Origin of the sequence: Ruminococcoides intestinihominis, assembly GCF_040096285.1 — a bacterium.
GTDB classification, from domain to species: Bacteria; Bacillota; Clostridia; order Oscillospirales; family Acutalibacteraceae; genus Ruminococcoides; species Ruminococcoides intestinihominis.
Genome location: NZ_JBBMEY010000010.1, coordinates 19,178 through 41,561, shown reverse-complemented (window position 1 = coordinate 41,561; position 22,384 = coordinate 19,178). Strand labels below are relative to the sequence as shown.

At 34.5% G+C, this 22,384-nt stretch carries 25 protein-coding genes; all 25 read right to left on the bottom strand.

Translation table 11 applies throughout. The annotated features are described in order from the left end of the window. Positions 1-7: 7 nt before the first annotated feature. Positions 8-538, bottom strand: coding sequence for a ribosome hibernation-promoting factor, HPF/YfiA family (gene hpf / locus WMO18_RS04190; protein WP_022506182.1), 531 nt, complete (start codon positions 536-538; stop codon positions 8-10). Between the two features lie 17 nt (positions 539-555). Then, positions 556-1,011 (bottom strand): S1 RNA-binding domain-containing protein, encoded by a 456-nt coding sequence (locus WMO18_RS04185; RefSeq protein ID WP_211147510.1) that lies wholly within the window; start codon positions 1,009-1,011, stop codon positions 556-558. 22 nt (positions 1,012-1,033) lie between these two features. Next, positions 1,034-1,402, bottom strand: coding sequence for an FtsB family cell division protein (locus WMO18_RS04180; RefSeq protein WP_022506184.1), 369 nt, complete (start codon positions 1,400-1,402; stop codon positions 1,034-1,036). After that, positions 1,386-1,847 (bottom strand): spore cortex biosynthesis protein YabQ, encoded by a 462-nt coding sequence (yabQ, locus tag WMO18_RS04175; RefSeq protein ID WP_022506185.1) that lies wholly within the window; start codon positions 1,845-1,847, stop codon positions 1,386-1,388. The genes WMO18_RS04180 and yabQ overlap by 17 nt, the downstream gene beginning before the upstream one ends. Next, the gene (yabP, locus tag WMO18_RS04170; protein ID WP_022506186.1) at positions 1,847-2,101 is read right to left on the bottom strand and encodes a sporulation protein YabP; all 255 of its coding nucleotides are present in this window, start codon (positions 2,099-2,101) and stop codon (positions 1,847-1,849) included. Before yabP ends, yabQ begins: the two co-directional genes overlap by 1 nt. A 54-nt stretch (positions 2,102-2,155) precedes the next feature. Next, positions 2,156-2,398, bottom strand: coding sequence for a S4 domain-containing protein (locus WMO18_RS04165; protein ID WP_022506187.1), 243 nt, complete (start codon positions 2,396-2,398; stop codon positions 2,156-2,158). Positions 2,399-2,459: 61 nt separating this feature from the next. Then, positions 2,460-2,735 carry an HU family DNA-binding protein gene (locus WMO18_RS04160; protein WP_022506188.1) on the bottom strand — a complete coding sequence of 92 codons (276 nt, stop codon included), beginning with the start codon at positions 2,733-2,735 and terminating at the stop codon, positions 2,460-2,462. A 20-nt stretch (positions 2,736-2,755) separates the two neighbouring features. Next, positions 2,756-3,541: a nucleoside triphosphate pyrophosphohydrolase gene (gene mazG / locus WMO18_RS04155; protein ID WP_022506189.1), complete on the bottom strand. Its 786-nt coding sequence runs from the start codon at positions 3,539-3,541 to the stop codon at positions 2,756-2,758. Positions 3,542-3,586: 45 nt separating this feature from the next. Further along, positions 3,587-5,359, bottom strand: coding sequence for a putative polysaccharide biosynthesis protein (locus tag WMO18_RS04150; protein WP_211147509.1), 1,773 nt, complete (start codon positions 5,357-5,359; stop codon positions 3,587-3,589). Between the two features lie 87 nt (positions 5,360-5,446). Next, entirely contained in the window at positions 5,447-5,956 is a 510-nt protein-coding gene (locus WMO18_RS04145; RefSeq protein WP_022506191.1) for a zinc ribbon domain-containing protein, read from the bottom strand. A gap of 118 nt (positions 5,957-6,074) precedes the next feature. Further along, positions 6,075-7,532, bottom strand: a complete 1,458-nt coding sequence (hemZ, locus tag WMO18_RS04140; RefSeq protein WP_022506192.1) for a coproporphyrinogen dehydrogenase HemZ — start codon at positions 7,530-7,532, stop codon at positions 6,075-6,077. Further along, positions 7,516-8,160, bottom strand: a complete 645-nt coding sequence (locus WMO18_RS04135; RefSeq protein ID WP_022506193.1) for an MBL fold metallo-hydrolase — start codon at positions 8,158-8,160, stop codon at positions 7,516-7,518. The genes hemZ and WMO18_RS04135 overlap by 17 nt, the downstream gene beginning before the upstream one ends. Further along, a complete protein-coding gene (gene dtd / locus WMO18_RS04130) occupies positions 8,157-8,612 on the bottom strand; it encodes a D-aminoacyl-tRNA deacylase (protein WP_022506194.1) in 456 nt (151 codons plus the stop codon). The genes WMO18_RS04135 and dtd overlap by 4 nt, the downstream gene beginning before the upstream one ends. A gap of 15 nt (positions 8,613-8,627) precedes the next feature. Then, entirely contained in the window at positions 8,628-10,820 is a 2,193-nt protein-coding gene (locus WMO18_RS04125; RefSeq protein ID WP_211147508.1) for a RelA/SpoT family protein, read from the bottom strand. After that, the gene (gene recJ / locus WMO18_RS04120; protein WP_211147507.1) at positions 10,821-12,869 is read right to left on the bottom strand and encodes a single-stranded-DNA-specific exonuclease RecJ; all 2,049 of its coding nucleotides are present in this window, start codon (positions 12,867-12,869) and stop codon (positions 10,821-10,823) included. Between the two features lie 7 nt (positions 12,870-12,876). Beyond that, positions 12,877-14,535 carry a DNA repair protein RecN gene (gene recN / locus WMO18_RS04115; protein WP_211147506.1) on the bottom strand — a complete coding sequence of 553 codons (1,659 nt, stop codon included), beginning with the start codon at positions 14,533-14,535 and terminating at the stop codon, positions 12,877-12,879. A 15-nt stretch (positions 14,536-14,550) separates the two neighbouring features. Then, positions 14,551-14,997 carry an arginine repressor gene (gene argR / locus WMO18_RS04110; RefSeq protein ID WP_022506198.1) on the bottom strand — a complete coding sequence of 149 codons (447 nt, stop codon included), beginning with the start codon at positions 14,995-14,997 and terminating at the stop codon, positions 14,551-14,553. Beyond that, positions 14,997-15,857, bottom strand: a complete 861-nt coding sequence (locus tag WMO18_RS04105; RefSeq protein ID WP_211147505.1) for an NAD(+)/NADH kinase — start codon at positions 15,855-15,857, stop codon at positions 14,997-14,999. The genes argR and WMO18_RS04105 overlap by 1 nt, the downstream gene beginning before the upstream one ends. Positions 15,858-15,875: 18 nt before the next feature. Further along, entirely contained in the window at positions 15,876-16,679 is an 804-nt protein-coding gene (locus WMO18_RS04100) for a TlyA family RNA methyltransferase (RefSeq protein ID WP_211147504.1), read from the bottom strand. After that, positions 16,676-18,535 carry a 1-deoxy-D-xylulose-5-phosphate synthase gene (dxs, locus tag WMO18_RS04095; RefSeq protein WP_211147503.1) on the bottom strand — a complete coding sequence of 620 codons (1,860 nt, stop codon included), beginning with the start codon at positions 18,533-18,535 and terminating at the stop codon, positions 16,676-16,678. Before dxs ends, WMO18_RS04100 begins: the two co-directional genes overlap by 4 nt. 27 nt (positions 18,536-18,562) lie before the next feature. After that, positions 18,563-19,444: a polyprenyl synthetase family protein gene (locus WMO18_RS04090; protein ID WP_211147502.1), complete on the bottom strand. Its 882-nt coding sequence runs from the start codon at positions 19,442-19,444 to the stop codon at positions 18,563-18,565. After that, positions 19,444-19,665, bottom strand: coding sequence for an exodeoxyribonuclease VII small subunit (gene xseB / locus WMO18_RS04085; RefSeq protein WP_175405439.1), 222 nt, complete (start codon positions 19,663-19,665; stop codon positions 19,444-19,446). The genes WMO18_RS04090 and xseB overlap by 1 nt, the downstream gene beginning before the upstream one ends. A gap of 1 nt (position 19,666) precedes the next feature. Next, entirely contained in the window at positions 19,667-20,587 is a 921-nt protein-coding gene (gene whiA, locus WMO18_RS04080) for a DNA-binding protein WhiA (protein ID WP_211147501.1), read from the bottom strand. A gap of 12 nt (positions 20,588-20,599) precedes the next feature. Then, positions 20,600-21,466: an RNase adapter RapZ gene (gene rapZ, locus WMO18_RS04075; RefSeq protein WP_211147500.1), complete on the bottom strand. Its 867-nt coding sequence runs from the start codon at positions 21,464-21,466 to the stop codon at positions 20,600-20,602. Then, positions 21,466-22,359, bottom strand: a complete 894-nt coding sequence (gene murB, locus WMO18_RS04070; protein ID WP_248004667.1) for a UDP-N-acetylmuramate dehydrogenase — start codon at positions 22,357-22,359, stop codon at positions 21,466-21,468. Before murB ends, rapZ begins: the two co-directional genes overlap by 1 nt. Positions 22,360-22,384 lie beyond the last annotated feature (25 nt).

Here is a 22,384-nt window from a genome sequence, read left to right as displayed (position 1 = left end):
ATTGTTATTAATATTCTTCAGGTTCTAGTAAACCGTAAGTGTTGTTCTTACGCTTATAAACAACATTTGTTTCATCAGTTTCAGCATTGATGAAAACAAAGAAGTCATGGTCAAGCATATTCATCTGTAGGATAGCTTCTTCAACAGAAACAGGCTTAATAGGAATTGTCTTTGTTCTAATGTCAAATTCCTGTTCGTCCTCAATATCCTCTTCAGGAAGAAGAACAGCAAAATCAGCTGTGTTATCTCTAAGTCTTCTTGCTAGACGAGTTTTGTTCTTTCTCATCTGACGACCTAGAATGTCAACAACCTTATCTAAAGCATCGTTCATTTCGTCCTGAGTATCCTCAGCACGGAACACCATACCATTATCTTTTACTGTAACTTCAACAGTCTGACGGTTCTTATATAGTGTTACAACAACAGAAGCCTCTGCATCTTCAGAGAAAATCTTCTGAAACTTTGCTAATTTCTTTTCGCATAGTTCTTTAAAGTTGTCCTTTAAATTTACTTTTCTTGCAGTATAGGTGATTTTCATTAAAATTCCCCCAGTATTTATTTATTACGATTACCTCTGCGTGAGTAACCGCGACTTTCATTTCCACGCTTTAAGTCGGAAATTTTATCCTCGGAGGTTCTCTTGAATTTATTCATCATATCTTCAAAGGAACTACTGTCGTCCTTGGACTTTTCCCACTGAAAGTTTCCAGGTGAAGTAACCTTTGGAGCAGGCACATATGGTTTTCTAGGCCTACGCTGTCTAGGCTTTGGTGCCGGTTTCTCAATATTTGCTTTAATTGATAGTGAAATCTTGCCATTATCAATGGAAACAACCTTTACGGTAACTTCGTCACCAACCTTGATTACATCATTAATATCATTTACGAATTCATGAGAAATTTCAGAAATATGAACCATTCCTGACTTATCCTCCGGCAAAGCAACAAATGCACCAAACTTCATTACGCCTGTTACTTTACCTTTTACTACACTACCTACTTCCAGAGACATACTCTACCCCTTGCTCCATTCATCAGTCACCTGATATATTTACGAATACTCTTTCTCCGGCATGAAGATAACCATCTTCCTTTGCCTTCTGTTCTATATAATCCTCATTATCCTTATCGGACAGGTTATATATATTTGTTATTTCGTCATTCTTGATTTCCTGAACAGAAATTTTCTTATTCAATTCAGCAAGTTGACTTTTTTTCTTGTCAATCTGACTATACTGTGTTATCAAAGCATACACTGCATAAACTGCAAAAACAAAAACAGCAACATAAAGCAAAATAAACTTTCTTTTGCGTTTCTTCTTAGGTGTAACTTCTTTTACAACACTATCAGAACCAGTAACAATTTCTTCGGAATTGTTTTTAGTTTTATTTTCTTCTGTCATTTTTACTACCTTTGTTAATAAAAAATAATACTCTTTTTTCTTTACATAAATTATACACTAAAGGGGTAAAGAATTTCAATAGTTTTGCTAAAACTTTTTTGAAAAATTTAATAATTTTTCGGGAAAAAGTACAAAATATTGAATAAAACTTAGTAAAAAGTACAATAGATAGTCTTCCTAAGGTCAATCTTAGCACTATAAATGAAAGGAAAAATCCCACAATCATATATATTCTCAGCTGACCAAAATTATAGGCTAAAGAAAACATAAAAGCAACTATAGCAGAAAAAATCATAAACAGTAAGTCTGTTACAAAGACTACGATTTTATTATTTCTTGTAATTACTCTAATAAACCTTAGGACTTCATATACTATGTAAATAAATATACCCCACAAAAGTGAAAACAAAAAGACAATCGGATGAAAAGTTTGGTATAGTGCCATTATCTCAACAACCTTTTTAGGAAGCTTTTATCCTGATTTTCCTTAATATATTGGAGAGAATTTACTTTACCGTCAACATCAACCTCTCCACTTTCTAAATCAAGTTTGCTGATATGGAGAGTTTCTCCCCTAACTACCAAAGATGAAGTTTCCAGTGTTAAAATTACACTTTCTTCTGTAAAAGCATTTACATCTTTCACACCGGTTACTGACAAAAACTTTCTGTCTTTTAAAATTATTTCATTTGCAGACATAATAATCCCCCATATATTCACTTAAATAATAAATTATATGGGGGAAAAATTAATTTATGATATTGGCTTATAAAGTGTAACAGCATCTTCTTTTCTCACTGTTTCTTTAACAGAAACAACTTCTACCGATACTGTTCTTTCACCTAAAGTAAGGTCAATTCTGTCACCTTCGTTAATCTTTGTTGAGGCTCTTGCTACCTTACCGTTTACCAGAACTTTACCTGCATCACAAGCTTCATTTGCTACTGTTCTACGCTTAATAATACGGCTAACCTTTAAATATTTATCAAGTCTCATAATAATCACCTATATATAAAAATAAAAGGCTGACATAGAGTCAGCCAAAATAAAAGCAAAATTACTTGTTTACAGTATTCTTGAATTCCTTACCGGCCTTGAAAGCAGGAACTTTAGAAGCAGGAATTTCAATCTTGTTACCTGTTCTTGGGTCACAACCCATTCTTGCATTTCTCTGACGCTGTTCAAATGTACCGAAACCTGTAATCTGAATCTTATCACCGGCTGCTACTGTTTCAACGATTGTATCAAGTGTAGCTGTAAGTGCAGCTTCAGCATCCTTCTTAGTTAGTCCACTCTTTTCTGCAATTGCAGTAATTAGTTCTGTCTTTTTCATTTTGTTTTCCTCCGATAAAATTATTTAACTTCATTCCATAGCGAATCAAGTTGGGATAAAGTAGTAGAGTCCATATCTATATTACGCTGTTTTGCAAGTTCTTCCATCTTACGAAAACGATGAGTAAACTTATCACAAGCAAAGTAAAGTGCCTGTTCGGAATCTACTTTTAAAAATCTTGAAACATTTACAACAGAAAATAGTAAATCTCCAAGTTCTTCTGCCATATTTTCTTTGTCACCATTTGAGATGGCTTGTTCTAATTCATCAGTTTCTTCCTTAACCTTTTTGAATGCTTCTTGAGCATTTGGAAAATCAAAACCAACTTTAGCAGCCTTTTTCTGAAGTTTCTCACTTCTCATAAGTGAAGGAAGTGACTTAGAAACACTGTCCATTGCTTCTGACTGAGTTTTCTGGGATTTTGTCTGCATTTTGATTTTGTCCCAGTTATTCAAAACTTCTTCTGTAGTATCTGCTGTGACATCAGCAAAAATATGGGGATGACGGATGATAAGCTTTTTGCAAATACCATCACAAACATCATCTATATTAAAGCTACCGATTTCACTTTCCATTTCTGAATGGAAAACAACCTGTAAAAGAACATCACCAAGTTCTTCCTTAAGAAGTTCTTTATCTTTGGTATCAATAGCTTCAATTACTTCATAAGTTTCTTCAATGAAATTTTGCCTAATTGATTCATGAGTTTGTTCCTTGTCCCAAGGGCAACCGTTTGGTGCTCTAAGGAGTTTCATAATCTTGATTAAATCTTCAAATGTATAATTTGGCTTTTTCTCAAATGACAAAACAATTCCTCCCTTTAGCTTTTTGCTAAAAGATACTAGACTATTTTACTTCAAAAACCTGAGTTTTGCAAGTATTTTAGCCAATTTTTCATTATTTTTTATCATTCCAAGGTCATTTTCATCAAAAGTTCTTAGAATTATGATAGCTAATACATAAATTATTGCTGCAACAACAATAGAAATAAGTGTTGCCATATAAATATTCATTATACTACCCAGTAGGTAATATGTTAAAAATGCACCTCCACCACAAAGAATTGCACTTACAAGTGGCTTAATAATTGCATTTGAGAAGTTAGGTCTAATGCCTGTTGCCTTTACAAGTACATACATAGCAATTACACAAGCTACTAAGAAACCTACAAGTGTACCTGTAGCAGCACCACGAATATTTACATTTACATTGCTAACTAAAGCAAAGTTCATTACAACCTTAATAATAACTGCAAGTGAATATAGCTTAACCGGTGTACTAACCTTACCTACACCTTGTAGCATTGAGCAAATTGGAGTAATACCAGCCATAAACAGTACTGCAATACCCATAATCTTTAGGCATTCACCACCAACAATAGCAACATTACCACCATAGACAATTTCCATAATTGGGTCAGCTAAAACTGCAAGTCCTATACCACAAGGGAAAGTCACAAGACAAGTTAGCTTAAGCACTCTGTTAATAGCTACCTTTAGTTGCTTTCTGTCACCCTTTGCATATGCACTGGTTACCATAGGCATGGCAGTTGTACCAAATGCCTGAGTGATAACAGTTACTAACTGCATTAGTGTTAGGGCAGTACCGTAACAACCCCAAAGTTTTGTATGGATTGTGCCATCAGTTACTGCATCAGCATACATAGGATATTGTGCTGCCAGTTCTGAACCATGTGTTGTTGATAGGTCAGAAATAAGGTTCTGAATAATAAGTCCGTCAATAGTACCGGAAATATTCATTACTAAAGCACCTAAACCGATTGGAATAGCAGTTTTGATAAGTATCTTAAATGTTTCATTCTTACTACGAGCATCAATAGATGAGTCTAGTTCTGCCTGAGTGATACCACCACCAACTCTCTTATACTTAATAAGTAAGTATAAGAAACTAAGTACAGAACCGATTGTGATACCCATTACTGCACCGGATACTGAGAAACCTACTAAAGTATAAATAGCAGACTTTTTATCGGCAAAAGTAATACCAAATACTGTACCTGTCGACTCATAGCTATCTAAACCAAACTTCATAATCAAATAAGCAAAGGTTAAACCAAAAATAAGCTTTGATGCACCTTCAATAATTTCTGAGACAGAAGTTGGTGTCATATTTCGCATACCTTCAAAATATCCACGATAGATTGAAACTAAGCAACCAAAGAAGATAGTTGGAGATAAGCAAATCATTGATGGCAATGCATATGGAGAATGAATAATTCTAATATAGAAAAAACTACCACCAAACATTAGTAATGAGAAAATAACACCCATTATGATAAAGAAAGGAATTGACACCTTATGTATCTGTCTAATATCCTTATATCTTTTATTTGCATTACTCTCTGAAATTAATCTTGAAACAGCAATAGGAAAACCTGCTGTAGCAAGTGTAAACAATGGTACATAAATTTCATAAGCGTTGTTAAACAGACCTGTACCAAATGAAGCTAATTCATCACCAAAAATACCATACACTCTTGTTAGTGCAACTTTGTAAATCATACCACAAAGTTTTACTATAATAAGTGCAAGTGACATTATCATTGCACCTTTGACAAATGTTTGGGACTTTATACTTTTATCTTTTACTTTTTTTCTGCTCAAATTAAATCACCTTTTACAGATAAAAAAGGCGGATTTGGACCGCCTTTTTCATATTATTACTTGTTAATTAATAATTTAAGTTAAAAATTATTCCTCAGACTGAGGTGTCTTTAGTGTTACAGAAGCATCTTCTAAATCAGCATCTTCATCAGAGTCGCTCTTAACAACTACTTCCTTAAATGGGTCTTCTACAACAACCTCTTCTTCTGTTGGGTCTTCATCAGGAACAAATGGTTCAGACTCAATCTTTGCGCCACATTTGTTACAGAATAGACTATCTTTGTTAAGTTCAGCCTTACATACAGGACAGATAATCTTATTCTTAGCATAAGTAATCTGTTCCTTAGTTGACTGAAGCTGAGCCTTTAGTTCATCAATTTCTCTAATAAGAAGTTCGATAGACTTGGTGTCTTCTGAACCAATCTTTGTGCTGGTATAAACTTCTTCACCAAGAGTCTGGTACTTCTTGCGAATTTCGTTATTTAGACCGGAAGCAGTGAAACGAAGTTTTGAATAATCAACAATTTCATTAGTCTTTTTGCCAACTGAATTAGCAGCAGACTTAACATTAACCATAACATCATCTAATAATCCCATAACCGGATACTCCTTTCATATAGTAAACCGAAAATTTGACAAAATTGTGCATTAAAATAAAAATGCACTTGTCATATATTGCCTAAATTATATCATCATTAGGTAAAATATTCAACCTTTATTTCAATTCTTTGAAAAATTTATTTACTTTATCCTTACGATTAAGTATTTCATCAAAGTGGTCAATATACTCATATGGGAATTTGTAGTTAAAAATTCTTGTTAAGCAGTTTGTTTGATGATTTTTTAGTTTTGTTGCACCACCTGCACCACAAGCTAAAATTGAATGGGTTTCATCCATAATGAAAACATTGTAAAGTCCTTCTTTACCGACCTTTGACCAACCTACATTTTCAAAATTACCTACCATTCTGCTTTGACGATACAGATAATAAGGGACATAACCCTTGTTAAACAAGGTTTCTTCTGCATATTGTAGCATTTTGCCTGTTCTTTCAGCATCTTCCTTGTTGGTGGTTAGACCTTGTTCTGTATAATCGGCTGAACGCTTAATTGACAAGGTATGGACTGTAATATTTTCTAGATTTTTTTCCACCAGCATATCAAGGGAATGTGCAAAACTTTCCACTGTATCAGTAGGAAGTCCTGCTATTAAGTCAGCATTTGTGCAGTTAAAATCATAAGTTCTTGCCAAATCAAACATTTCAAGTGCATTTTGAGCAGTATGCTTTCTGCCTATCTTTTCAAGTACACTATCGTTTAATGTTTGAGGATTAATGCTGATTCTTGTAACACCATTATCTTTTAGAACCTTTAGTTTATCTGTTGTAATGGTGTCAGGTCTACCGGCTTCAACAGTAAACTCTCTACAGGTTTCCATATTAAAGGAACTGTTAATTGCCTTTATCATTTTTTCCAACTGATTAGGGTTAAGTGTTGTTGGTGTACCACCACCGATATACACAGTTTCCAGGTGCAAATTATTTTCCTTTGCTATATTACCGGTATATTCAATTTCTTTACAAAGTAAATCAACATAAGGTTCTATTAAATGTTTTGTTCTTGCAACTGATTGAGAAACAAAGCTACAGTAACTGCATCTTGAAGGACAAAAAGGAATTGAAACATAAAGGGAAAATGAATTTTCTTTAGAAGAATTAATAATATCTTTTTCATACTTTTCGGTAATTTTTGCAAGGTTAATCTTTTCATCACTTACAAAGTAAGAATTTTTGAAATATTCCTTTGCATATTCTTCTGAATAATCTTCCTTTAAATTTCTAAAATACTTTACCGGTCTAATACCTGTAATCATACCCCAAGGCATTTTGATACCTGTATATTCTGTGAGAAGATTATAAAGAACACTAGAAATTAATCTTTCATTCTCTTTTTCATCTTCTGTTTTTGTAGTTGTTTCACTTTTCTGAAAGTTCTTAAAATTTACTGTAACAGAAATTTCATCATTAATTTCTGTTAAAATATATGGACTTTCATATTCAGTTATTTCATTACCATCAAATTTTACTACCTGTAACTTTTCATATGGAAAGAATAATCTTGTGATATTCTCAATTTCATAATGAAAAGGATGGTTCTTAATATATATCTTCATAGTTACTCATCATATAAGGGTTGTATTTCTTCTCATGAGAAAGTGATGTATTCATTTCGTGACCCGGATAAATTGTGTATTCACCCTCTATTTCTGCAATCTTTCTAAGGCTTTTAATCATTTTTGCTGATGAACCGTTTGGAAAATCAGTTCTGCCACATGATTCACAAAATACTGTATCACCTGAAAGAATTTTGTCATCAAAGATGTAACAACCACTACCCTCTGTATGACCTGGAGTTTCAATAAACTTAATTTTAGTATTGCCTAAAGAAATTTCCTCATTATCCTTTAGTGGGATTGTAGGGAATTTTTCCACTACGGTTCTTCCCATTTTTGCACTAAGGTTCAGTTTATCATCATTGATACATTCAACATCTTTTTCACCAACATACACCTTGGCATTTGGAAACAATCTTAGGAAACTTGCTACACCACCAATATGGTCAAAATGACCGTGAGTAAGCAAAATCATCTGCAAATCATCACCTAAAGAATGTATATCATTTAAAATTTCTTCAGAAAATTCTCCCGGGTCAACTAAGGCAAGTTCCTTTGTATCTTTATCCATAAGAAGAAAAGAATTTGTACCCATTATACTAACTACATACTGCTTTAATTCTATCATTTCATTATTTCCTCTGTATCTAAAATTATTGTAACAGGTCCGTCATTTAAAAGACTAACTTTCATATCAGCACCAAATTCACCTTTTTCTACAACAGAGATACCCTCTGTATGCAGCTTATCACAAAAATACTCATAAAGTGCATTTGCTTTATCAGGCTTTTCTGCATTAAGGAAGTTCGGTCTGCGGCCATGGGAGCAATCTGCATATAAAGTAAAGTTTGAGATTACCAATGTTTCACCATTAATATCAAGTAAAGAAAGATTCATCTTGTCATTTTCATCTGTAAAAACTCTAAGGTTAGCGATTTTCTTTGCCAGAAAATCAGCCTCTTTCTCACTGTCACCTGCTTTAACACCAAGTAAAATTAGGAAACCGTTACTGCACTTTCCTTTTACTTCACCGTCTATTGTAACACTTGCATCCTTTACTCTCTGTAATACTGCTCTCATAAAAATCCTATTCTCCTATATTCTTGTTACGGAAATTATACCGTTAATACTACCTAAATGGGTCATAACACCCTTTAGGTGGTCAATACCGTTTGTATCTATTGTGGCAATTACAACTGCATTGCCGTTTTTGGCTTCTCTTGAAGTTAAGTTACGAATGAAAATGTGCATTTGTGATAGCTTAATAGTAACATCAGCAAGTAGGCCTGTACGGTCAGTAGCAACAATTTCAAGTGTACTACGGTAGCTATCTTCCACATTATCAATCCAAGTTGCTTTTACCCATCTTTCCGGTTCAGCACAGTGTTCTATATCTTTAGGAACATTTGTACATTCCTTTTTGTGGATAGAAACACCGTAACCTCTGGTTATGAAACCGATAATATCGTCCCCCGGTAGTGGGTTACAACACTTAGAAAACTTAATCAAACAATCGTCCATACCCTGAATTATAACACCTGAAGATGCTTTTCTTGGTTTTGGAATTTCTTTAGGTGGGACAAATTCTTCAACTTTCTTTTCGTACTTCTTCTGATATTCTTCCTTAATTCTAGGCATAATCTTCCAGATTTGAATACCACCATAACCAATGGCAGCATAGAAATCTTCTAGGTTATTACAATGTTGCTTAGAATAAATTTTAGGAAAAATATCTTCCACATCACTATCGTTAAAGTAAAGTCCGGACTTCTTAAGTTCTGATTCAAGCATAGACTTACCCTCAACAATATTTTCATCACGCTTTTCACGCTTAAACCACTGTCTAATCTTAGTTCTGGCTTCAGAAGTTTTGACAATATTCAGCCAATCTCTCTTAGGTCCTGAACCTTCCTTTTGGGTGATAATCTCAACAATTTCGCCATTCTTTAACTTATAGTCAATAGGTACAATCCTTCTGTCAACCTTAGCACCAATCATTCTGTTACCAACTTCTGTATGAATTGCATATGCTAAGTCAATAACAGTAGAGCCGTTAGGTAAGTTCATTAAGTCACCCTTTGGAGTAAATACAAATACTTCATCTTGGCTAAGGTCATTCTTGATATTCTTAATAATATCTGTTGCATCTTCTGACTGAATTTGATTTTCGATAGTTCTACGCAAAGACTCAATCTGTTCCTGCATAGCCTTTTTGTCACTTTTACCGGGACCTAAGCCCAGCTTATACTTCCAGTGGGCAGCAATACCATATTCAGCAGCATAGTGCATTTCCCAAGTACGGATTTGTACTTCAAAAGGCACACCGTCTTTACCGATAACAGTAGTGTGAAGTGACTGATACATATTCTTCTTAGGTGTACTGATATAGTCCTTAAATCTATTAGGCAAAGGCTGATAAATATCGTGTACAACACCAAGAACATTGTAACAATCAAGGACAGAATCTACAATAACTCTAACTGCAAATACATCATAGATTTCGTCCATTGTTTTACCTTTCATAAAGGTTTTACGGTAGATTGAGTTAATAGACTTTACTCTACCTGTAACATAAATATGCTTAACAGTATCACCTATTCTTTCGGTGATTTCATGTTTAATTTTTTCTATGAATTTATCTCTTTCTTCTTTCTTTAGTTGTAGGTCATTTTCAATTTCTTCATAACCTACAGGATCAAGAATTCTGATAGAAATATCTTCCAGTTGTTCTTTCATTGCTTTCATACCTAAACGGTGAGCAATCGGAGCAAAAACCTCCATAACTTCTAGGGCTTTATCCCTTTGTTTCTGAGGTCTCATAACATCAATAGTACGCAAGTTATGAAGTCTATCGGCTAATTTTACAATGATAACTCTAATATCGTTACTCATAGCTATTAGCATTTTACGCAAGTTCTCAGCCTGTCGTTCCTCACGATTAGAATATGTAATCTTGGAAAGTTTAGTTACACCGTCAACAATTTCTGCTACTGTTTCACCAAACTTCTTCTTTATTTCGTCAAGTTCAACATCGGTATCTTCTACAACATCATGTAGCAAAGCAGCTACAACAGACTCTGTATCCATACCCATCTGAACCAAAATACAAGCAACTGATGTTGGATGAAGAATATATGGTATACCGGAAACTCTCCTTTGGTCTTTATGAGCTGAACGAGCCAATAAGTATGCCTTTTGAACTAACTGTAAATCAAAATCATTTTCACTATTATTGATAAGTTCAACTAAGTCATTAAAGTCCTGATAATTTGGATAATGTTCAACCATTTATATTCCCTCCTTAAGTTTTTTGATAAAAACAGAATCTTCTAGGTTTACCTTGCCGCTTTCTTTCATTTCAACGATACTTTGGTAAAGTCCTTGTTGCCAATTTATTAAGCCAAGTTCCTTCATTGAATAAAGAATAACAATAAGTTTACCCATAGAAATCTTGTAATTTAGGGCATTAACTAGAGCATATTCACCATAGATAAAGCCTTTATTCTGTTTTAAAAATCTATATACATAGGCAAAGTCATTTCTTGTTGGAAGAATTGACATTACTTCATTTTTAGTAAGTTTATACCTTTTAGCGAATTTATCAAAAATTCTTTCGCTATCAATAAGTTCTTCATTGTTGCTTTGGCTATACTTAATATCCTTAATAATAACACTTAAATTTTCTTGACCGTTATATATGTTTCTGTCAAGGCTTACTGCCACATCAACTATATCACCGTTTCTATATGAACAAGATTGAAAATTGTGATTAAAATACACTGCATATACAGGTACTTGTCCTTGTCCCCTGGAAAGAGTAATACGCATATGCTTGCCGTTACCAATTTCTTTGGTTGCAATAATGGTCATATTATATAAACCGAAAATCGGTGAAGGGTTACTTGCACCACAAGGCTCAATATAGCTTAAACAATCAAGTATTGACAAATCAAGCTGATTAGGATTTAGCTTACAATCTATATGTAATATATTATAAGGCATTTTTATATCTTTGCAATAGGCATTAATAGCTTTTCTAAAATCATTGATTTTTTCTTTTTCTAAGCTGATACCTACTGCCATAGGGTGGCCACCATAATGAGTAAGGTGTTCACTACAGGCAAAAACTGCATCACATAGGGAAAAGCCCTCTACACTTCTGCCACTGCCTCTTGCTACACCATCATCATCAATACCGATAATAATTGTTGGTTTGTCGTAAATATCTTTTATTCTAGAGGCTGCTATACCAACAACACCTTGGTGCCAACCTCTTCCGGCAAAAACTAAAATTTTGTCATTTACAATGTTGGGAGTTCTCCTAACTTCTTCATCAATTGAAGCAAGAATTTCTTTCTCTATACTTTGTCTTTCTCTGTTATCCATTCCCAATTTATCGGCAATGGTAACTGCCTCATCTTCATCTTCTGTTAGAAGTAGGTTTACACTTTTTTCTGATGAGCCAAGCCTACCACCTGCATTTATCCTAGGAACTAAAGTAAATGCAACATTGCTTGAATTTATTTCTTTCTCTGCAATACCTGACTCTTGTTTCATAGCATTAATGCCTATTCTGTCGCTATTTTGAATATGTCTTAAACCGTTCTTAACTAAAGTACGATTTTCACCAACTAAAGGAACAATATCACCTATTGTACCTAAGGTTGCTATGTCGCTAAAATTTTCAAGTAGACTGTCAACATCGGCATATTCACCCTCAATAGCCATTACAAGTTTAAAGGCTACACCAACACCTGAAAAGTCCTTAAATGGACTTTTGTCATCCTGTTGGTGGGCATTAACCACTGCTACTGCCTTTGGAATTGCACCTGAAGGCATATGGTGGTCGGTTATTACTGTATCTATGCCTAAAGAATTTGCATAGTCAATTTCTTCTCTTGCTGAGATACCGTTATCAACTGTAATAATAAGGGTAACACCTAAAGAATGAATCTTATCAACTGCACCCTTATTCATTCCGTATCCCTCTCCTGTACGAGTAGGAATATAGAACATTACATCAGCACCTAAGCTATCCCTAAGGTAACTGTAAAGTAGTGAAGTACTTGTTACACCATCGGCATCATAGTCACCATAGACACAGATTTTCTCACCATTTTCTACTGCTGTAGTTATTCTTTCAACAGCTTTGTCCATATCTTTCATAAGGAATGGGTCAGAAAAATCTTTATTCTCCTGAAGAAAATTAATAACATCTTCTTCCTTGGTAATTCCACGAATATCCAGCATCATTGCAAGAAGTGGTGGGATTTCTAGCTTATTAGCCATAGCTATTGCCCTTTCTTTATTCACTTTTGCAACTGACCAAACTTTCATAATTACCTCAATTATTATTTAGCATTTCTTCTGCTAATTTCTTTGTATTTTCTGTTATTTCTATACCACCCATAATTCTGGCAAGTTCTTCGATTCTGCCGTTGTAATCTAGGGTAATAACGTCTGTAAAGGTTCTGTCACCCTTAACATTCTTTCTAATTAAATTATGGTTATCTGCTAAGGAAGCAATCTGCACCTGATGAGTTACACAGATAACCTGTCTATTTTTGGAAACTTCCTTTAGCTTTAGTCCTACTTTTCGTGATGCTTTACCTGAGATACCTGTATCTACTTCATCAAAAATTAAAGTATCTATTGTATCACTTTCAGATAAAACAGTTTTAATAGCCAACATCATTCTGGAAAGTTCACCACCGGATGCAATCTTAGAAACCGGTTTTGGTGTTTCTCCGGGATTTGCCGAAATTAATATTTCTACTTTATCCTTACCCTTAGAGTAAAGTGGACTTTGCTCTATGCTAACTGTAATTCTTACATTTGGCATATCAAGAAATTTCATTTCTTCTTCAACTCTATGAGAAAATTCCTTACCTGCTTTTTTACGCAAAGAAGTTAAATTCTCAGCTTTTTCTAAAGTAATATCATATAGCTTTTCATACTGTTCTTTAGCCTCAGCCATATCCTTATCATAGTTTAGAAGTTTTGTAAGTTTTTTCTGAGCATTTTCTCCATACTCTAAAATTTCTTCAATAGAGTTGCCGTATTTACGCTTTAGTTTATATATTTCATCAAGTCTTATTTCAATTTCTTCAAGTCTTGATGGATTAAATTCAAGTTCATCTATTAAGTCGGAAATTTCTGCTGAAATATCTTGTAGTGCATATGAAAGGTCACTTAGTCGATTGCTGACATCCTCAGCCTCTTCAAGAAAGTTTGATGCTTTAATAAGGTTTGTACTTGCCTCATCAACCATTTCACAAGCATTTCCACCATTATATCCTGATAAAATTGACTTTGACTTATCCAGATATTGGCGAATTTTCTCGCTATTTTGGAGTAACTTCTTTTCGTTTTGGAGTTCTTCCTCCTCACCTACAGTTAAAGATGCATTGGTGATTTCATCAACTTGGAAGGTCAATAAATCTATTTCATAAAGTCGCTGACTTTCATCTCCACCATTTTCTTTAAGGAGTTTATTTAGTTTTTTTAATTCTTTAAAAGAAACATTATAGTCATCAATTACAGAAGAAAGTTCTGCAAAATTGTCAATATAATTTATATGTGACTCAGGTGACATTAATTCTAAACTTTCATGCTGACCATGAATATTGATAAGCTCAATACCGATTTCTTTTAATGTAGAAACAGTAGTAGGTCTATCGTTGATTCTACAAGTATTTCTGCCGTTTAGAGAAAGTTCTCTGCTAAGAATTAAGGTATCATCATCTACTTGAAAACCAAGGTCAATTACTTTTTCCTTAATTTCCTTAGAAATATTTGTAAAAGTAGCAGAAACAAATGCACTGTCACTGCCTGTTCGGATAATATCCTTACTTGTTCTGTGACCTGTTACTGCATTGATAGAATCAATAATGATACTTTTACCTGCACCGGTTTCACCGGTTAGTACATTTAGTCCTTTTGTAAAATCTATATTTGTTTTTTCTATAACTGCTATGTTTTCTATATAAAGGGTGCTGAGCATAGAAAAAGTTTCTCCTTAAATTAATTTTCTGAATTTATTAAGCATTTCTTCCGTTGCTTTTAAGTTTCTACACAAAACAAAAATTGTATCGTCACCTGCAATAGTACCCACAATATTTTCAAAATCAATATTGTCAAGTGACATACAAACAGCTTGTGCCATACCTGTCATAGTTTTTATAACTACAATATTCTCTGCACTATCCACTTCTTCAACAGAAGAAGCAAATAGGCTTTCAAAACCACTTGTTTTGTCAAGGGCATTTCTGCCACCTGTTGAGTAACGATACTTACCGTCTTTGCCAAGTGCTTTGAAAATTCTCAATTCTTTAATATCCCTGGAAACTGTAGCTTGAGTAACCTTGAAACCTTGTTTCTGCAAGTTCTCCATAAGTTCCTCTTGGGTATTAATATCTTGGTTATTTACAAGGTCAATAATAGCCTCATGTCTGCGTAATTTCACTAGTCATCACGCTCCTTTAGCTTTTCGCTAACTCTACGGTAAAAATTCTTATTCTTAAATGAAATCATCTTTAATATGTAAGGTGACTTCTTGATAATTACTTTATCTCTACTTGAAAGTGGTATTACAATTTGTCCGTCAATAGTAAGGTAACTTTCGCTGGTACCGTAACTTTCGGAATAAACAGAAAGTACAGAATTACCGTTAAAAATAACTGTTCTGTCAACTAATGAATGTGGGCAAATCGGAGTAAGCACAACACAACTCATTGTTGGTTCAACAACAGGACCACCGGCTGAAAGTGAATAGGCTGTACTGCCTGTTGGTGTTGCAAAGATTAGACCATCAGCACTATAATGCGTTGCCTTTTCACCATCAACATATAGGTTTAAATCAATAATTCTTGAAAGCTGACCTCTTGAAATAACTGCATCATTAATGCAAGAGAAAGTCTTTGTACTGGTTTCTTTTACAACAGAAACTTCAATAACCATTCTTTCATCTGTTGTGTAATCATCAGTTAAAAGTCTTTTTAGTTCGCTGACTTCTTCCGGTTCAATTTCTGCTGCAAAACCTAAATGACCACAATTTACACCGATTAACGGAATATTATTTTCTGCTGCATGACGGGCATTGTGGATAATTGTACCGTCACCACCTACTGTTACTGCCTTATCGGCATTAGCGAACAATTCATTATCACTTTTGTAGTATATAATATCCTTAAAAGACTCAAAATGTTCTTTTGCATCTCTTTTCATAAGAATTGTTGCACCATATTCAGTAAGCAAAGTTATAATTTCTTTTGCACATTTTACTGCATGACCTTTGTCGGTATTTACCTTTAAACAAATGTTCATATTACCACCTATTTTCTTTTACTTGGAAAGTATAGAGTGTGATTTTTCTACTAATTCTTTTGGATTTACATCAGTTAAAAGTTCCGGTTTATCGGATTTTCTTAGGTGTATCAGATATTCAATATTTCCCTCAGGTCCTTTTACCGGTGAAAAATCCAGGTTAAGTACTGAGTAACCGTTATTAAGGCAAAAATCCATAATATCCGTTACAACATTTTCGTGAACCTTTGGGTCACGAACAACACCTTTCTTGCCTACATTTTCTCTACCTGCTTCAAACTGTGGTTTGATTAAGCATACTGCTTCACCGTTATCTGTTAGCAAGTTTCTTGCTACAGGTAAAAGTAGTTTTAGTGAAATAAATGAAACATCTATCGAGAAAAAGTCAATGTCATCCGGTACTTGTTCATGGGTAACATTTCTAAAGTTAGTTCTCTCTAGGTTTACTACTCGTTCATCGGAACGGAGTTTCCATGCAAGTTGACCGTAACCGACATCAATGGAATACACCTTTTTTGCACCATTCTGTAGCATACAATCAGTAAATCCACCTGTTGATGCACCAATATCCATAGTGATTTTGTCCTTTAAAGTTAGGTCGAAGTTTTCCATAGCTTTCTCTAGCTTTAGACCACCTCTTGACACATACTTTAAAGTGTTTCCTCTAACTTCAATATTACATTTTTCATCATACTGTGTGCCACATTTATCTGCTTTCTGATTATCCACATAGACAATGCCGGACATTATAATTGCCTTTGCTTTTTCTCGTGACTCACAAAAACCTTTTTCATATACTAAAACATCTAATCGCTTTTTCATTTATCCTCTAATATTTCCTTTGCTATACTTTCGCTGTCAAAATGAAGTTCCTTTAGTGCTTCATTTACTGTTTGATGGGTTACAAATTTATCGTCAATGGCTATAATCTTTAGGTTACCTTTGTAGTCAAGTTCAGAAAGCTCCGAGTTAAAGCTACAGGCAATACTGCCATTGTACATACCTTCTTCATAAAAATATATTTTCTTAAACTTCATTGATGCCTTTACTGCATCAAGAGGTAAAGGTTTGATTCTGTTAAGTTTAAGGATACAGATTTTCTTGCCCTTTTCTTTTAGGATTTCAAGTGCTTTGCAACAATTTGAGAAAAGTCTACCGTAAGTTACAATTAAAGTATCACTTGATAAATCGCCGTAAAAGTCAAAGTCAACCGAAACCTCTGTGTAATCCTTTGGTCTATAAAGTTCTCCACCTCTAGGGTATCTGACTGCTACCAAACTATCTGTGTGATAAACTGCTTGGTTAAGTGCTTTCTTCAGTCCTTCAAAGTAACAAGGTGAATAAATAGTAGTATTTGGAAATGAATTTAGCATTGAAACATCAAACACACCTTGGTGAGTTTCACCATCATCACCAACAATACCGGCTCTGTCTATACCGATAACTACATGAAGTTTTTGCATTGCTACATCGTGAAGTAGCTGGTCATATGCTCTCTGCAAAAATGTACTGTACACTGCAAAAACAGGTACCATACCTTTTGCTGAAAGTCCACCGGCAAAGGTTACTGCGTGTTGCTCTGCAATACCAACATCAAAAAATCTTTCCTTATATAGTTCTGCAAATTTATCTAAACCAACACCGGGACCCATTGCTGCTGTAATGCCACAAATTCTCCTATCATTTTGGGCAATATCACACATATACTCGCCAAATACAGAAGAAAAACTTTCTTTGCTTTGTGGTGACTCACCTGTTTCAATATTAAACTTATTGATACCATGGAAAGTCTTAGGGTCTTTCTCGGCATATTCATAACCTTTACCCTTTTTAGTTACTACATGAACAAGTACAGGACCATTTACCTTTTTTGCTGCCTCAAAAGCATTTGACATATCTTCAATATTGTGACCGTCAATCGGTCCAAAATAGGTAAAACCAAAGTTCTCAAACATAGTATTCTTATAAGCCATACGCTTAACATTTCTCGTTGACCTTTGAATAACCTTTAGTGCTAAACTGCCCAATAGTGGTATCTTTAGGAAAATTCTTTCAAGTTTATTCTTCACTCTAAGATACCAAGGGTTCACCCTAACTTTAGTAAGATATTTTGCAAAAGCACCTACATTTTTACTGATAGACATTTTGTTGTCATTAAGCACAACAATAAATCTCTTTGCGTATCTACCGGCATTGTTGAAGCCTTCAAGGGACATACCACCTGTAAAAGAAGCATCCCCTATTACTGCAACAGTATAGGACTTATCACCTTTGATTTTCTTAGCCTCACTTATACCTAAAGCGGCAGAAATTGAGGTGCTACTGTGACCTGCATTAAATTCATCATATTTACTTTCGCTACGCTTAGGGAAACCTGAAAGTCCTCCCTTTTTGCGTATTGTGTCAATTTTGTCAAATCTACCGGTTAGCATTTTGTGGGTATAGGACTGATGACCTACATCCCAAACTATGCTATCGTGTGGAGTTTTGAAAGTCTTGTGCAATGCTACTGTTAGCTCAACTACACCTAAATTAGAGGCAAGGTGACCTCCATTTACAGACACTACTTCTATTAACTTTTCTCTTATCTCACTACAAAGTTCCGGTAACTCCTCTTCCGGTAGTTTCCGTAAATCTTCCGGAGAATTAAGTTGAGATAGAATCTTAAAATCTGACATTTCCTTACTCTGAACTAAGTCTAATGATTAGTTCTTTCTTTCTGACATTTTTACTGCAAGAGCCTTTAACTGAGTGGTATCTCCGTTGATACCATCAAGGGATTTGATGGCTTTTTCAGTATATTCATTTACAAGTTCATAACACTTATCAAGTCCAAGAAGTGTTACAAAAGTTGATTTTTCATTTTCTGCATCACTGCCGATTGGCTTACCAAGGGACTTTTCATCACTGACGACATCAAGAATATCATCCATAATCTGAAAAGCCAAGCCTAGGTTCTCACCATATGTTTCGGCAATTTTGATATGTTCTTCATTGTTACTGCCAACTACTGCACCCATCATACAAGCACATTTAATCAGTGCTGAAGTTTTCTTTAGGTGCATTTGTCTGATAGTATCAATAGGTACTTTCTTACCCTCAGACTGTAGGTCAATAACTTGACCACCAACCATACCTGTCATACCTGAAAGTATAGCTAAAATTCTACCACACTTTGCTGCCTTTTCTCCACCTACCAGGGAAACTGCCTCTTCTGAAAGTACAGTTGCAAATGCATTTGTAAGTAATGCATCCCCTGCAAGTAATGCTATATCTTCACCATAAACCTTATGATTTGACGGTTTTCCTCTTCTTAAATCATCATCATCCATACAAGGTAAATCATCATGTATCAGTGAATATGTATGTATCATTTCAATTCCACAAGCAAAAGGCAAAGCCTGTTCTATAGTACCACCACAAACTTCACTAAAAATTAAAGTTAATGTTGGTCTGATACGCTTACCACCGGCTTCTAATGAATATTCCATTGAGTCAATAAGGACTTTTTCGATTAGAGAGTCTTTTTCTTTACCTTGTGGAAAATATGTTTTCAGTTTATTTTCTATTAATTCTAAATAGTTCATTACAGTTCATCTCGTTTCATACGCAATTTGTCAATTTCTTCATTAATATCTGAAAGGTGACCTTTTGCTTTATCAAGAGAATCATAACACTGTTCAAGTGTAATTGCTGCCTCTCTATATACTTCCATTGCTTCATTTAGTGGAATAGAATTATCCTCCAGTTTAGCAAGTTGGGATTTTAATTTAGCAGTTAATTCTTCTATTGTTAGTTCACTACTCATACTATACCTCATCTATATATGACATAAGTTTCTTTAATCTATGGTTTACACCACTACGACTAACCTTGTCACTTGTTAATTCTCCTAATGCTCGTAAAGAAAGTTCCGGATTATCAAGCCTTAACTGTGCAATTTCCTTTAATTCCGGTGAAAGAGAATTATATATATTATCGCATTTCATTATCTTTTTAATTGCATTAATCTGCTTAGCAGATGCCTCTGCTGTTTTATTAATATTATGTATTTCGGAATTTACCTTTCGGACTGCATTGTTCTTCACTTGCTTAGTGATTTTTGTGTTAATTATATTCATGGAGCTGGAATATGCTCCGATATAAGCAAGAAAATCTGCTATTTGCTCAGAGTCCTTAAAATACACAATAAAGTAACCTTGCCTTGTAACAGACTTTGGGGTTAAGTTGCACTCCTCAATTTCACAAAGCAAAGTAAGTAAATCATTTGCAAGATTTCTAAAAGGTACTTTAAACTCTAGGTGGTAACCCTTTTCAGGGTTTGTTACACTACCACAAGAAAGAAATGCACCTCTTAAAAATGCTGGAATCTGTCCTTCTTCTGATATATTTGCTCTGTTAAGTCTTAGTGAAACATCTTTTTTAGAATAACCAAAGCTCTCAAAAATCCTATTACAATCATCCTCATTAGGCAACTTTACTGTAATTAAAGGATTCTTAGAATTACGAACCCTAAGGCCTGAAGTCTTTTCAATCATAGGTGTATAAAGGATAGTCAATAGGTTTGATAAATTGTCACAAACATATTTATTTTCTGTTGTAAACACAAGTTCATTGTAGGTAAACCTCTTAGCAAAAAGCAACATACCGTAGCATTGTGCTAAAGAAAGACTATTTATTTCCGGTACAATTTCAGTCAATTCTTTTTTTGTATCATAAGAAAATGACATTTTGTATCATCCTTACTGTTTAGTAATATCTCTATGGGCTATTGTTACTGAATAGCCTTTTTCGTGAAGGTGGTGGTGAATCTTTCTTGCTAAAGTAACAGAACGGTGCTTACCTCCTGTACAACCTACTGCAATTACAAGTTCACTTTTACCTTCCTTTTTGTAAAGTGGCAAAGAAAAATCCAGCATATTAAGTATCTTTTCAAGGAAGGTTACACTATCCTCAGATGCCATTACATAGTCCCTAACCTCCTTATCAAGACCTGTAAGTTGCTTTAGTTCAGGTACATAATAAGGGTTGATAAGACATCTTGCGTCGAACACAATATCAGCCTCTAGAGGAATACCGTACTTAAAGCCAAATGACATTACAGTAACCTTCATTGAGTCTGTAATACTTGTTGAGAATAGTCCTGTTACTCTCTCTCTAAGTTGCTTTAGTGACATATATGTTGTGTCAATAACATAGTCGGAATGAGCCTTTAGGATACCCATAAGTTCCTTTTCTTTCTTAACTGCCTTTTCAACAGAACGGTCAGGAACAAAGTCAGCTAATGGGTGACTTCTTCTTGTTTCTTTATATCTGGTGATTAATGTTTCTGTCTTTGCATCAAGAAAAAGCACCTTAAACTTTCTGCCGTGATGGGAGTTAGCCTTAATTTCATCATAAAGATTTGTCATAGCTGATACACTACGAACATCAATAACAACTGCACATTTCTTCATTCGGGCATCAGTTGACTGTTCGCATAAATCATAGAAAGTTCCAAGTAACATTGGTGGCATATTATCTACACAGAAATATCCAATATCTTCAACTGCTCTAAGTGCAGTTGATTTACCTGCACCTGACATACCTGAAATTATTAAAAGTTCCATTATAGTCTGATCACCTCTGTTTCAAGGAAGTAACCGGTTTTTTCTTTTACTATTTTTTGTACATCTTCAATTAATGTATTAATATCCTTAGAAGTAGCATTGCCAATATTGATTACAAAACCGGCATGTTTCTCTGAAACCTGAGCACCACCTACTGTATAGCCTTTTAGACCACAAGACTCAATAAGTGTACCGGCAAAGTTACCTACAGGTCTTTTAAATGTACTGCCTGCTGATGGATATTCAATAGGTTGCTTTGACTTTCTTCTGCCTAGTAGGTCAGTCATTTTTTCTTTAATTTCTTCTTTATCGGCTTTATTAAGAGAAACTGTACAACCTACCACAATATTTTTGTTAGATTTAAAGATTGAAGTTCTATAACCTAGCTTTAGGTCATCAAGGCTATATGTGCCAATTTCACCCTTAGGAGTTATGTAATCAACTGACACAATACAGTCCTTCATTTCTCCACCATAAGCACCGGCATTCATAAACACTGCACCACCAACTGAACCGGGAATTCCATAGGCAAATTCAAGTCCTGAAAGGCTATTATCTAGGGCAGTTCTGCACATTTTTGTTAGTGAAGCACCTGCTCCGGCAGTGATAGTTTCATCATTTACTTCAACCTTTTCAAAGTCACCATCAAGGATAATTACAACACCCTTAATACCCTCATCAGAAACAAGCAAGTTGCTACCTTTACCAAGGATAAAATAGGGAATGTTGTTCTGGGTAATAAACTTAATTAAAGCAGAAAGTTCATCAACACTTTTTACTTTAACGAAAAATTCAGCATTGCCACCTACTTTAAAGGTAGTGTGATTTTTCATAGGTTCATTACAAATATATTCAATGTTTTTTTCTTTTAGAAAAGAAAGTAAGTTCTCCATATAAATCTCCATAAGTTAAATAAAA

Coding starts and splice junctions, on each gene's coding strand:
- WMO18_RS04100 (WP_211147504.1), bottom strand. CDS start 16,679: ATGAAAAAGCGATTAGATGTTTTAGTATATGAAAAAGGTTTTTGTGAG.
- WMO18_RS04160 (WP_022506188.1), bottom strand. CDS start 2,735: ATGAAAAAGACAGAACTAATTACTGCAATTGCAGAAAAGAGTGGACTA.
- rapZ (WP_211147500.1), bottom strand. CDS start 21,466: ATGGAACTTTTAATAATTTCAGGTATGTCAGGTGCAGGTAAATCAACT.
- WMO18_RS04090 (WP_211147502.1), bottom strand. CDS start 19,444: ATGAACTATTTAGAATTAATAGAAAATAAACTGAAAACATATTTTCCA.
- WMO18_RS04125 (WP_211147508.1), bottom strand. CDS start 10,820: ATGGTTGAACATTATCCAAATTATCAGGACTTTAATGACTTAGTTGAA.
- dtd (WP_022506194.1), bottom strand. CDS start 8,612: ATGAGAGCAGTATTACAGAGAGTAAAGGATGCAAGTGTTACAATAGAC.
- WMO18_RS04145 (WP_022506191.1), bottom strand. CDS start 5,956: ATGGGATTATTAGATGATGTTATGGTTAATGTTAAGTCTGCTGCTAAT.
- whiA (WP_211147501.1), bottom strand. CDS start 20,587: ATGTCATTTTCTTATGATACAAAAAAAGAATTGACTGAAATTGTACCG.
- dxs (WP_211147503.1), bottom strand. CDS start 18,535: ATGTCAGATTTTAAGATTCTATCTCAACTTAATTCTCCGGAAGATTTA.
- WMO18_RS04165 (WP_022506187.1), bottom strand. CDS start 2,398: ATGAGACTTGATAAATATTTAAAGGTTAGCCGTATTATTAAGCGTAGA.
- WMO18_RS04135 (WP_022506193.1), bottom strand. CDS start 8,160: ATGATAGAATTAAAGCAGTATGTAGTTAGTATAATGGGTACAAATTCT.
- hemZ (WP_022506192.1), bottom strand. CDS start 7,532: ATGAAGATATATATTAAGAACCATCCTTTTCATTATGAAATTGAGAAT.
- recN (WP_211147506.1), bottom strand. CDS start 14,535: ATGCTCAGCACCCTTTATATAGAAAACATAGCAGTTATAGAAAAAACA.
- yabQ (WP_022506185.1), bottom strand. CDS start 1,847: ATGGCACTATACCAAACTTTTCATCCGATTGTCTTTTTGTTTTCACTT.
- WMO18_RS04180 (WP_022506184.1), bottom strand. CDS start 1,402: ATGACAGAAGAAAATAAAACTAAAAACAATTCCGAAGAAATTGTTACT.
- hpf (WP_022506182.1), bottom strand. CDS start 538: ATGAAAATCACCTATACTGCAAGAAAAGTAAATTTAAAGGACAACTTT.
- recJ (WP_211147507.1), bottom strand. CDS start 12,869: ATGAAAGTTTGGTCAGTTGCAAAAGTGAATAAAGAAAGGGCAATAGCT.
- WMO18_RS04105 (WP_211147505.1), bottom strand. CDS start 15,857: ATGAACATTTGTTTAAAGGTAAATACCGACAAAGGTCATGCAGTAAAA.
- WMO18_RS04185 (WP_211147510.1), bottom strand. CDS start 1,011: ATGTCTCTGGAAGTAGGTAGTGTAGTAAAAGGTAAAGTAACAGGCGTA.
- murB (WP_248004667.1), bottom strand. CDS start 22,359: ATGGAGAACTTACTTTCTTTTCTAAAAGAAAAAAACATTGAATATATT.
- xseB (WP_175405439.1), bottom strand. CDS start 19,665: ATGAGTAGTGAACTAACAATAGAAGAATTAACTGCTAAATTAAAATCC.
- yabP (WP_022506186.1), bottom strand. CDS start 2,101: ATGTCTGCAAATGAAATAATTTTAAAAGACAGAAAGTTTTTGTCAGTA.